General features: G+C 37.9%; 13 protein-coding genes and 1 tRNA gene. 10 read left to right on the forward strand and 4 right to left on the reverse strand.

Annotation, left to right across the window (positions count from 1 at the left end; genetic code table 11):
- The first annotated feature begins 13 nt into the window (after positions 1-13).
- Positions 14-89, forward strand: a tRNA-Ala gene (locus AC5WOF_RS19165).
- 12 nt (positions 90-101) lie between these two features.
- On the opposite strand, the gene AC5WOF_RS19170 is transcribed toward AC5WOF_RS19165, so the two are convergent.
- From AC5WOF_RS19170 to AC5WOF_RS19180, 3 genes are read right to left on the reverse strand one after another with little or no spacing between them, the layout of a single operon-like run.
- The gene (locus AC5WOF_RS19170) at positions 102-1220 is read right to left on the reverse strand and encodes a glycosyltransferase (RefSeq protein ID WP_496051548.1); all 1119 of its coding nucleotides are present in this window, start codon (positions 1218-1220) and stop codon (positions 102-104) included.
- Entirely contained in the window at positions 1210-1599 is a 390-nt protein-coding gene (locus tag AC5WOF_RS19175) for a hypothetical protein (protein WP_496051549.1), read from the reverse strand. Before AC5WOF_RS19175 ends, AC5WOF_RS19170 begins: the two co-directional genes overlap by 11 nt.
- Positions 1600-1628: 29 nt before the next feature.
- Positions 1629-1925: an alpha-helical endospore appendage domain-containing protein gene (locus AC5WOF_RS19180; RefSeq protein ID WP_496051550.1), complete on the reverse strand. Its 297-nt coding sequence runs from the start codon at positions 1923-1925 to the stop codon at positions 1629-1631.
- A gap of 155 nt (positions 1926-2080) precedes the next feature.
- Between AC5WOF_RS19180 and AC5WOF_RS19185 the strand changes: the two genes are divergently transcribed.
- Positions 2081-2407, forward strand: coding sequence for an alpha-helical endospore appendage domain-containing protein (locus tag AC5WOF_RS19185; protein ID WP_496051551.1), 327 nt, complete (start codon positions 2081-2083; stop codon positions 2405-2407).
- A 141-nt stretch (positions 2408-2548) separates the two neighbouring features.
- A complete protein-coding gene (locus AC5WOF_RS19190; protein ID WP_496051552.1) occupies positions 2549-3838 on the forward strand; it encodes a glycosyltransferase in 1290 nt (429 codons plus the stop codon).
- Between the two features lie 107 nt (positions 3839-3945).
- Here AC5WOF_RS19190 and AC5WOF_RS19195 read toward each other — a convergent pair whose 3' ends face one another.
- Positions 3946-4821: an alpha-helical endospore appendage domain-containing protein gene (locus AC5WOF_RS19195; protein WP_496051553.1), complete on the reverse strand. Its 876-nt coding sequence runs from the start codon at positions 4819-4821 to the stop codon at positions 3946-3948.
- 226 nt (positions 4822-5047) lie between these two features.
- Between AC5WOF_RS19195 and AC5WOF_RS19200 the strand changes: the two genes are divergently transcribed.
- The 7 genes from AC5WOF_RS19200 to AC5WOF_RS19230 all read left to right on the forward strand — a co-directional run.
- A complete protein-coding gene (locus AC5WOF_RS19200; protein ID WP_496051554.1) occupies positions 5048-6946 on the forward strand; it encodes a glycosyltransferase in 1899 nt (632 codons plus the stop codon).
- A 12-nt stretch (positions 6947-6958) separates the two neighbouring features.
- Complete coding sequence (locus tag AC5WOF_RS19205; protein WP_496051555.1) at positions 6959-8584, forward strand: glycosyltransferase; 1626 nt, start codon at positions 6959-6961, stop codon at positions 8582-8584.
- A gap of 12 nt (positions 8585-8596) precedes the next feature.
- Positions 8597-9232, forward strand: coding sequence for a class I SAM-dependent methyltransferase (locus AC5WOF_RS19210; RefSeq protein ID WP_496051556.1), 636 nt, complete (start codon positions 8597-8599; stop codon positions 9230-9232).
- Positions 9213-9920 (forward strand): glycosyltransferase, encoded by a 708-nt coding sequence (locus AC5WOF_RS19215; RefSeq protein ID WP_496051557.1) that lies wholly within the window; start codon positions 9213-9215, stop codon positions 9918-9920. The genes AC5WOF_RS19210 and AC5WOF_RS19215 overlap by 20 nt, the downstream gene beginning before the upstream one ends.
- Before the next feature lie 4 nt (positions 9921-9924).
- Positions 9925-10614: a class I SAM-dependent methyltransferase gene (locus AC5WOF_RS19220; protein WP_496051558.1), complete on the forward strand. Its 690-nt coding sequence runs from the start codon at positions 9925-9927 to the stop codon at positions 10612-10614.
- 10 nt (positions 10615-10624) lie between these two features.
- Positions 10625-11275 carry a class I SAM-dependent methyltransferase gene (locus tag AC5WOF_RS19225; RefSeq protein WP_496051559.1) on the forward strand — a complete coding sequence of 217 codons (651 nt, stop codon included), beginning with the start codon at positions 10625-10627 and terminating at the stop codon, positions 11273-11275.
- 207 nt (positions 11276-11482) lie between these two features.
- Positions 11483-12064: hypothetical protein (locus AC5WOF_RS19230; RefSeq protein WP_496051560.1), on the forward strand; the 582-nt coding region annotated here is incomplete at its 3' end.

Here is a 12064-nt window from a genome sequence, read left to right on the forward strand (position 1 = left end):
ACCCAGTTTATATGGGGCTATAGCTCAGCTGGGAGAGCGCCTGCCTTGCAAGCAGGAGGTCAGCGGTTCGATCCCGCTTAGCTCCACCACAACAACCTTTCTTATTTGGAAGGGTTTTTTATTTTCTCTAATTCTTCTTTAGCAAGTTGGTGATTATAGGATTGCTCAAGACAAGTTTCAAGTGCAAGAGTAGCTTTTTCTATTTGACCTAATTGGATATAACATTTACCTATATAGTACCATGCTTGGAAGCTGCCAGCCCCTTTTAAAGTGAGATGATGATGGTTATCTTCTCCTAAAAAAAGACAATGCTGAAATACTTTGATAGCCTCTTCATATTCATTTTGCCCAATAAAGATTAATCCTTTGTATAAATGAAGATCGACATAATCAGGATAAAGGGCAATAGCTTTATCAATAGCAGGCCAAGCACCTTCAAAGCTATTGAGTGTGATGAGAATTTCATACTTTAACTTGTATAAAAGTGATGGTGGTGTTTGTTGTATGTGAATAAACTTTAAAATAGCTTCATTCACATATTGAAATGCTTTTTCATGTTTTTGTTTACGATAGTATTCATTTGCTAGATGGTAATCAATCCAAGGATCTGTACTGCCTTCTTGTTTCATTTTTTCTAATATTTGGATGTTTCTTTTGTGTTTGTCCCTTTTGATGGTGACGTCATTTAAATATCCATAGTGATAAACCTTTACTGGTAAAGTAATGATATCATCGACAGCTCCTAAGACTTCCTGTACATTTAGTTGCTCATGAATTCGATTTTTAAATCGAAAGCCCATGTGATTACGAAATAATCGATGATGGTTTACCAAATATGCATGATCTGGATGAATTGGATAGGAGCCGTAGTAGTTTATTAATTGAATACCAGCTATATGTTCTTCTGTTAGGCTTAACACATCACGCAATTTTGTTGCGTTCTCTTTCTCCACTTCTTCATCTGCATCCAACCAAAAAACCCAATCCCCTTTCGCGTGATCCAGACCGTAATTTCTTGCAACTGCAAAGTTATCTTCCCAATCCCTGTGTAAAACGATTGCCCCTGCTGATTTACAGATTTCTACTGTAGCATCAGTGGAACCTGTATCAACAATAATCATTTCATCAACAATGTCTTTTACACTATGAAGACAGTTACCGATAAACGTCTCTTCATTTTGGACAATCATACAAAGAGATAGGAGTTTTTTATCTTTCATTGATCTTCCTCCGACCTTTCTGTACTCCAGATAGAAAAAGTGTATATCCTTTCATTACCTTTTTTGATCGATTCCTGTTGTCTCTCAGGATTTCTTTTAGATCTGCAAAACAGTCCATTGGATTTTGTGGGGATTGGCGGTTTAGGGTAGATTTGTCGGCAGACCAAAGAGCCTTTCTAGCAGTATATATGTGATAAAGTTTGCTCGAAGTAAGAGCTGCTTTTTTTACAAAGGAAGCAGAATAAGACTGATCCTTTTGTTTGTAAGCTGTTAGTAACAGTTGATAAGCAAGAACAAATTGGTAAATTGCTGACTTCCATTGTTGATAAGCATCTATGTATAAAGAACGAGAATGTTGGGGGAGATGTTTCATGTTCATCCTGCTTCTCTCCTTTTTGAAATCATAGATCAATCGTAATCGATACAATGGATAACGTTTTCAAACTTTCTAAGCAACAGCCATTCCTTCATCACGATTGCATCTATTAACTTTAAAACTTCATTGTTAAACATATTTATCTCTACATTAGAGGGACATGTCGGAAAGTCTAGATTTTTTCCAACAAATGCTTGTACCTTTTCAGCTTCTGCATGAATCAAATGTGCCAATGCTATTTCTTCTAAAGCAATAGATTCTAATAAATCGATGATTACTTCAGAAAAGGATGGACGGTTCTTCCCATCAGGCATTTGGGGGATACTCATGATCTTCCTTCCTTTCCAAATACTTAATTACTCTTATGGATATGATCAAATCATTGATAATAGAATCGGATGGGATTTTTTTAGGGGACAAACAACCATAGTATGAATGGAGAATATATTGACTTATATCCTAATTCTAAAAAGGAAGTGAAGAAATGTCTCAAGCGAATATACCTAATATCACACCGATTATTAGCATCACTCCAGGGCAGACAGTATCACTATTATTGTCATCGATTGCTTTAGAGGAGTTAGCTCTTGCTCATCTGATCAATGCAGAAGCAGAAAAAATACAGTTTGTTTTAGGGTCTTTGGAAACCGCTAATGATTGCCCAGATAAGGTATCTATCAAGGATTTATTGCTTCTTAATGAAAATGTACGCAGTGTTCTGCAAGATGTAATAAAAAAAGAGATGTTGCTTCAATTTAAATTTGAAAACATATTGGAATTGATAAATCAAACCGAAACTGAAGAGGACTAATCTCAAAAGTGGAGTGTCCTTTGCGTTTGGAGGGAAGGCACGGAAGACATACATCAAGTGACTTGCCCATCGTTCCAATTGGTTCATAGGGCATCCTCTAATTGAATGAACAACGTAATGGTGAAATGGAGGCATAAGACTTTGAAGGTTGCTATTTTAACCATGTTCAATGGTTTAAATAACACATATTCACTGGTCAATATTGTAGCTGAACAACTTCGAATGCTGCTTGATGCAAAGGTAAAAATCAAATTGCTTGTCAGTGAGCACTGTCCTGATCACGAGCGATACGGTGTTTATTTGGATAAGAGGATAGAATGGATAAAAATTGCGAATCAGATTGATGGGGAAGTTATCCATTGGAAAGACTACTCTCAGCCTACAGGGAAAGTTCACGAAAGTTTTTTTGCAGAAGCAGATAGGATAGCAGATGATCTGGTAGAGAAATTGTCAGATGTGGATGTTTGTCTGATGCATGATATCCATTATCAAGGATGGCATCTTGTCCATAATGTTGCGGTTCGAAAAGCACAGCAGCAGTTGCCAAATTTAAGATTTCTAGCCTTTACTCATTCTGCACCTGTCAATCGTCCATTAAATATGGAATGGCCGTTTTCAGCACGCTATACTCCTATGCCAAGTACTATTTATGTATATCCAACTTACTCGGGGATACCTGCCCTGGCAAGGCAGTATGATGTTCCAGAAGGGAAGTGTCAGGTAGTAAACAATAGCCTTGATCTTCCAGGCTTTTTAAGTGATGAAGTCAGAACGGTAATAAAAAAAATAGATATACTTTCATCTGATTTTCTTGTTATTTATCCAGGTCGTTTAACACCAGCAAAAAAATTTGAAAAAGTGGCCTCTTTATGTGGTGCTATCAAAAAAGGGAGCGAAAAAAATGTAAAAGTTGTATTTTGTGATTTTTCCAGTAAGGACATTGATCCAAAGACGTATAAGTCACTAGTTCTGCTTGAAGGATGTGAAGCAGGGCTCGATCTCAGAGATATGATTTTTACATCTGATATCGGATTTGAAAGTGGTTTTCCAAGAAAAGCAGTGATGGAGCTTTTTTCATTAGCAAATCTATTTATTTGTCCCTCGCTTTCGGAATCATTTGGTCTAACGGTATTAGAAGCAGCCAGTAAGGGAAATTTTATTATTGTGAATGAAGCAGTGCCAGCTCTTGAAGAATTAGGAAAAAAATTAAATGCATTTTTTATGAGATGGGATGCACGCAACTTTGGTTTTGATACTTCTGAGACCTACCATCCAACTGAGAATGCATATTTAGAACACAATGCAACAAAAATTGTCAACTTGATGAGAGAGAATGCGGTTATACACGCCAAAACTTTGAGCAGACAGAGATATAGTCCTCAATGGGTTTGGAACAATCAGTTGGAGCCACTTTTAAAAATGACATTATGACAAGACAGAGTTTTTAACAGGGATGATTGTCGTTCCATTTAAAATATGCAGTTAAAAAAGGCAACCGATATGGTCGCCTGTAGCGTAATAAAGAGCTCTATTAAAAATTAGGGGCAATTAGTTACAGATAGTTCATGATTCCCGAGTTTTGATATAGTTGCGAAAAATAAACTTCCATTGCTTCCTGTAATTAACAATGAAATACGCTTATTATTTGTTATACCGTTCAAATCGAGAGTATAGGTCACAGGATTAGGACCAAATAAAGCAGTATTGGTGGTATTGCCTTCGCCTGTTATGGTCACAATTTGATTTTTGCAATGTGGGACATGAAAGGTAGTTGCTGTGAATCGGAAAGCACGTAATGTTGCTGTCCCTCCATAGTCAAATATAAACTGATTATTTGATATGCAGTCTAAACATATATGACCACAGAAATTCACTGAGCCGTGTGCATTTGTCGGTTGCGTCACTCCGTTAAATACAACAGTTGTGTCATTTGCTCCTGTACCTCTTTTAATATTAAAGTTATCATCTGCTGGATTCGTCACCATGCATCCGCATGATGTAGTTGTAGTTGTCGTAGAAGTAGTGGATGTAGTAGTTGTTGTTTTCGTCGTAGTAGTAGTTGTGGTTGTCGATGATGTTGTAGTGGTAGTTGTTGTCGATGATGTTGTTTTGAGTTGTAAAATATTTTCTAATTTAAATTGAAGCAGCATTTCTTTTTTTATTACATCCTGCAATGTTTTACGGACATCTGTGTTTATTGTCAGGAGATCGGAAATAGTTATATGTGGAGGATTGATCGTATTTTTTGTTCCAGGCAAGGTGCCTAAAACAAATTGTATTTTTTCTGCCTCAGCGTTCATGATATGCGCTAAAGCCAGCTCTTCTAATGCAATGGAACTAAGTAATAATGAAATAGAATCATTTTCAGATAATGAAATTTTCGGCGTGATGTTGGGTATATTTGGGAAGCTCAATTGCTCACCTTCTTCATGATTTTGTCATTATAGTAAATGCAATACAGGAGTATTTGACTGGACTTTTCTCCTTAAGCTTGTTGGTCTAATGAAGAATTTGTAAGTGCTTTAATTGTCAGAAGGAAAAGCAAATGTATGGATATTTCTTCTTGTTTATTTCCTGAATAAAGTTAACTCCTTTTATCATATATATATTTGAGGTAGCTATGGTGATTGGGGGAATGACATGAGGAAGCGCATATTAATAGGGACTCCTGTCCATCAACAACCTGAAATTTTACAAGAATATCTGCTCTCTCTCACAGAACTAAATAGAGAAGATCTAAGCGTAGAATATCGATTTGTAGATGATAATGTGTCTGAAAAATCAAGTAAATTACTTTCCGATTTTGCAAAAAAGCACGAAAAGGTTGTTATTGACAAATACTTAGGTGAAAAAGAATCCTATCATTGTGATGAGTACACGCATTATTGGAGAGAAGCACAGATTTGGAAAGTAGCAGAGATGAAAGACCAGATGATTGATTATGCAAAGGAAAACGATTTTGATTATCTTTTTCTCATAGATTCTGATTTGGTGTTGCATCCTTATACACTGAAGCAACTCATAGAAGCAGAGAAAAATATCGTTTCGAATATTTTTTGGACGAAATGGCAGCCGACGGCATCTGAACTGCCACAAGTATGGCTACAGGATCATTATACACTCTATACGAAACATCGAAACGAGACACTGACAGAGGAGGAGATTGGACAGAGAACTCATTCTTTTTTGGAGAAGTTACGGCAGCCAGGAACATATGAAGTTGGGGGACTTGGAGCCTGTACCTTGATTTCGAAAAAGGCACTTGCTGCCGGAGTGAAATTTGCAGAAATCTCCAATCTTTCTTATTGGGGAGAGGATCGGCATTTTTCGATCCGTGCGGCTGCTCTCGGATTTTTATTACATGTAGATACCCATTACCCAGCTTATCATATTTATCGGTCTTCTGATTTGAAAGGATTACCTGCCTATAAAAGAAGGTGTCGTATTTCCATGAACCAAGATGAGGGGATAACTATCAGTCTTTGTATGATTGTAAAAAACGAGGAGGATGTACTAGAGAGATGTTTGTCTTCTATTCAAACAATAGTGGATGAGCTTATTATTGTAGACACAGGATCGACAGATCAAACAAAAGAAATAGCAGCAAAGTTTGGTGCAAAAGTTTATGAGTTTGAGTGGATCGATGATTTTTCTGCAGCTCGTAATTACGCCTTTAGTCTTGCGACGAAGGAATATATTCTTTGGCTTGATGCAGACGATTTTTTGAAAGAAAATGATCAAGCTTCTTTACTGTCTCTTAAGAAAACACTTGACCCAGGAATTGATAGTGTATCGATGCATTATCATCTTTCATTTGATGAAGAAGGAAATGTAACGCATAGTTTAAGGCGGAATCGACTAGTACGAAGAGCTTGCAACTTTCTTTGGATTGGATTTGTGCATGAGTATCTGGAAGTAGGAGGAAATGTTTTACATAGTGATATTGCGATCACGCATAAAAAAGACAAAGCATACACAGACCGTAACTTGCAAATTTATCGGAATCATCAGCGTTTAGGAGCTGTATTTTCTGTTCGGGATTTGTATTACTTCGCCAATGAATTGAGAGATAATGCTTTTTATGAAGAAGCTGTCACTTATTATGAGAAATTTCTTTTTACCAAGCAGGGTTGGGTGGAAGATAATATAGCTGCTTGTTTAAAACTTGCTGACTGTTATCATCACTTATGTGAGTTTGATTCAGAACAACAAGCTATACTGAGAACCTTTCATTTTGATAGACCAAGGGCAGAAGCTTGTTGCCGACTCGGAGCTTTATTTTTAGAGCAAAATCAATTAGATCAAGCAGTATTTTGGTATGAATTAGCTACTAATTTACAAAAACCGTACGAAATAATGGGCTCCCTAGATCATGCTTCTTGGAGTTGGCTTCCTCACTTACAGTTATGCCTGTGTTATGACAAACTTGGAAATAAAGAAAAGGCTGTTCATCACAATGAGCAAGCTTATTCGCTAAACCCTAACCATCCAAGTATATTACATAATAAAAAATATTTCGCGCAAAGAGCAGAAAGTTAGAGGAGTGACCAAATGAAAGTTATTTATCCTCCGACTATTCATTGGGAAGGCAGCCTTGTTTTTCAACGTCCGCAGCAATTGATGAAAGCTTTTGCAAAATTAGGTCACCGAGCAGTTTTTATGGAATATGGCCGATATGATGGAGCAGTTTATTATCGAGATGGTGTTGAAATTTGTGATTGTCGTTCTATTCTTCCAAAGGCAGAGGAATCAACTGTGCTATGGGTAACTCATCCACCTTACTATCGAATGAAAGATACATTCCATGCAGATTTAGTCGTTTTTGATTATATAGATGAAGCGGCAGAAGAATTTGCTGTTTGGAATAATCCAGACTTGCAAAACGCAATGGAGGCAGCGGATGTTATCACAGTTGTAAGCCAGCGTTTATATCATATCGTAAAGCAACTTTTTCCGGAAAAACCTCTTATCCTGATGCCAAATGCTGCTGATTTTGAACATTTTTGTGATGCAAAAAAGATGGCGTCACCATTGGAATTGCTGCATATTCCTAAACCTATTTTAGGTTTTATGGGGTCTATCGCGTCTTGGATTGATGTTTCGATTATGAAGGAAGTAGCAAAACAACGCCCCGATTGGTCGATTGTCCTTTTAGGAAATGATTATGTAGGTGTAGAACTCATTTTTGCAGATTGTCCAAATGTCTTTTTCTTAGGCAGGAAACTGTATCACGAACTGCCTTCTTATGTTGGGCAGTTTGCGGTTGGTTTGGTACCTTTTCAGGTTCGCGATATGACACATAGTAGCTCACCCATCAAAATGTATGAGTATTTAGCAGCAGGAGTTCCTGTTATATCTACTCCTATTCAAGAAGCGATTGATTGTCCTTATGTTGCGACAGGAGCTACTGCAACAGAATGGGTAGAGGAAATAGAGCGTATTATCATGGAAAATCCAGAAGAACTTCAATGTTTTGCTCTACAGGAATCATGGGAGGCAAGAGTGAAACAAATAGAACCGATACTTTCAGACTTAGCTAAACACAAGGAAATAAAAAAGGTAGAGCGTCGAGAAACATTCCCGCCAACAACATCAACATACTGGGATATTCGCTTTTTGACTGATTGGGAAAATTTAGGTGGAAGGAATCAAACATCTTTCTTTGCAAATGTAATCGTTGATTATCTTCCGGAAAATATAAAAAAGGAAATGCAAAACTCATCTTATCAGCTCTGTGATGTGGGCTGTGCGCTTGGTGATGCGATAACGGTATATACCAAAGCTTTCCCATTTTCAACGATAGAAGGAATCGATTTTTCGAGAGATGCTGTTAACAAAGCACATCTTTCTTACCCTGAATATTCGTTTCGAGTAGAAAGTATAGATAGTATAACGAATGATTATGATATCATTTTCTGTTCCAATGTCTTAGCTCTTTATACAGATCCAATTGCCTCATTGGCGCAATTGATGCAAAAAACAAAGCATTACGTTGTATTATTACTGCCATATCAAGTCGAACAGAAAACACAAGAAAATCAAGCAATTTTTACGTTTAATTCGTTTCCTGAGTCAGTCGGTCCATTCCAGCTTGTTGCCTTAGAAGAAATAGATTGTGGTAAAATCCCACAATCCTATTGTCAAACCAAACAGGTTTTAGTTGTCTATAAAAAGTAAGGAGTGTATAACTTGCAACAACCTCCACCAAATAGTGAAGATTACTGGGATATGTTATTTACACACACTTGGGAAGCACGCCGTGGCCGTGATCAAACGATTTTTTTTGCTAATGTGGCACTGGATCATTTACCAACTTGGTTTAAAGAAGAGATTCATGCTCACTCTTATAGCATGTGTGACGCAGGTTGTGCATTAGGTGATGGAGTGGATGTTTTAGCAAAGGCATTTCCTGCTACAGAAGTTACAGGAATTGATTTTTCTGAGGAGGCAATCAATAAAGCCAAGCAATATTACCCTTCTTATACATTTGCAGTAGCAGATGTCCTACAAATGACCGATCAATTCGATATTATTTTCTCCTCTAATACATTGGAACATTTTCATGATCCTTTCCCTATCTTGGATAAATTATTACAACAATCCAATAAGTATTTAGTATTACTGCTTCCTTTTCAAGACGATACAGGCACTTATGAACATTTTTTTCGCTTCGATTATGAGCATTTCCCAGAGAAAATAGAAGATTTTCGTTTGACCTTTTTAAAAGAGATCGATTGTCGCCTCATTGCCAATACGTATTGGGATGCCAAACAAATATTGGTGATTTATAAAAAGGAGGAAGGGAATGTGTGGCATGACATCTAAAATAACCCTTTCTATGATTGTGAAAAATGAAGCTGGCCGTTATCTTCGACAAGTTTTAAAAAGTCATCTTGCTTACATTGATGAAGCTGTAATCATAGATGATGGAAGTACAGACGATACAGTAGATGTTTGCAAAGAAATACTTCATGATATCCCTTTGCATCTTATTCAAAATGAAACCTCTCAGTTTGCAAACGAAGTTGCTCTTCGCAAACAACAATGGGAGGAAACAGTAAAAACAAATCCTGAATGGATTTTAAATTTGGATGCAGATGAAATGCTGGAAGAAAAATTTGTACACCAAGTTGAAGATATACACCAACAACAAAAATATGATGCTATCTACTTTCGACTGTATGACATGTGGAATGAAACCCATTATCGAGAAGATAATTTTTGGAAAGCGCATCAATTTTACCGTCCATTTATGATTCGTTACCGTGATGACTTGGAGTATACATGGAAGGAAACGGCCCAGCATTGCGGGCGTTTTCCCATAGAGGTCTACCAATTTTCCTATTTTTGCCACCCCGCACGTATGAAACATCTAGGATGGGCATCCCCCAAAGATCGCAAGAAAAAGTTTGACCGCTATATGGAATTAGATCCAGAGGGGAAATTTGGTTGGAAGGAGCAATATGATTCCATTTTGGATGAACATCCTCACTTGATACCGTGGGAGGCATAAAGCCATGTTGGTAAAAGATATTGAAAAAGTTATCCAACTTTCTACGCAATCGGCTTTGGGATACGGAGGAATGGCTTTAAGCAGGCGAGCAATCATTCATCTTTGCCGGCGACTTGAATTTAAAGATGAGCCTTATCACATTTTAGAGCTTGGAGGGGGACAGTCCACTTTATTTTGGCGGGAGTTACTGGATAGTGAATTATTACCTCTTCGTGTCACCACTTTGGAGCATCATCATGAGTGGGCGAAAGTATTAAGTAATCGAGTAGATTCCAATCATATAAAGGTATTTCCGCAAACGTTAAAGCAACTATCTGATCAGGAATGGGAAAATATATTTTCTGCTCAGAATCAGTCTCTTGCTCTTTGGAAGTCCTCTGGTAAACCTGTATCTGCACAAGACTATGATTTATTTACTATTCGTAATACTTTCTATGCAGAAGTTGGCGATTTGCCATTAAAAGAAAAATCAATCGATGTCATGATAGTGGACGGTCCGCATGGAAATGGTCGTTCTCTTGCTTATCCTTTATTCCGCAATGTCTTAAAACCAAATGCACTTATCTTAGTTGATGATTTTGACCATTATCCTTTCCTTCAAGACCTACAGAGAGTGTTTTTTTATGAGGAGATTTATAGAGAAATATTAGGTCAAGAGCGATGGACTTTGGTTCAAATACAAGAGGAAAAATAGGAGGTGTGATATGAGTAAATATGATTCTCGGTTTTTTGTTCATACAGATGAGAAAACAGATATTTCACTTTTAAAGCTGCCTCTTGATTGGTGGAGTCGTTTTTATGAGTATGAATGGGCAAGTGAGTTTGTAAGCAAAGATGATGTAGTTCTGGATGCAGCTTGTGGTGTGTGTCATCCTTTTAAATTTTATTTAACGGATAAATGTCAAGCGGTTTATGCCTGTGATCTTGATTCTAGAATATTAGATCCTGAAGCCATAATACAAGATATTAAGGCATTTCTTGGTGCAGATGTAGCTGCTCAATTGGATAAGTCCTATATAAATAAAGTAGATTTCTCTATAGCGAATTTAAGTGCATTGCCATATGAAAACAACAAATTTGACAAAATATTTTGCATTTCTGTTTTAGAACATATGGATCAAACCTCTCTATTTGGAGCTTTTCAAGAATTTAATCGAGTGTTAAAAGACGATGGTTTGCTAGTTCTAACTTTTGATTATCCAGATATCCAATTTAATATCTTAGAAGAAGCGATAAGACAATCAAATTTAACTTTCTATGGAGATGTCTCATTTGAACTTCCAGAAGACGCACTTTACTCCCGCTTTCACCCTCCTACTCTTTATTGTTTTCGTTCTGTATTGAAGAAAAGATAATAATAGTTTCGCTTCACTTTTCCTTACTATATTTTCAAACCGTGGAGAACAAGAAAATTTAATTGAGAAGAATAGAGAAAGCGTCGCTGAGCTCATATCACTTACGCTAATTTCCTTATAATTACATCTCGGACAACAAATAAAACATATGACTATTTCCTTCGATATTAGTAGCTATTTTCGTTCTTGTGAATAGAATAGATAAGTATGCTTGGAAAAATGCTGTCGGTGAAGGCAGTGCTCATTGAAGAGAAGAAAGGAGACAGTTATTTGCCTTATAAATGGGATGCCATCGAAAAAAATAGGGTTATTGGTGTTATTAATCCTTTAGATATAACCATTCTCCAAGTAACCGGTGAAACCGGAGCAACTGGCGCAACCGGAGCAACTGGCGCAACCGGAGCAACTGGAGCAACTGGCGATACAGGGGCGACTGGAAGTGCTGGAGCGACCGGAAGTACCGGAGCGACCGGAAGTACCGGAGCGACCGGAAGTACCGGAGTGACGGGAGAAACGGGGGTGACTGGAAGTACTGGAGCCACGGGAAGTACCGGAGCGACCGGAAGTATCGGAGTGACGGGAGAAACGGGGGCGACGGGAAGTACTGGAGCCACGGGAAGTACCGGAGCGACCGGAAGTATCGGAGTGACGGGAGAAACGGGGGCGACGGGAGGAACCGGAGCCACGGGAAGTACTGGAGCCGTAGGAGGAACCGGAGCCACGGGAAGTACCGGGGCGACTGGAAGTACTGGAGCAACGGGAGCCACGGGAGGAACCGGAGCCACGGGA

This window comes from Shimazuella sp. NTD250 (assembly GCF_059510375.1).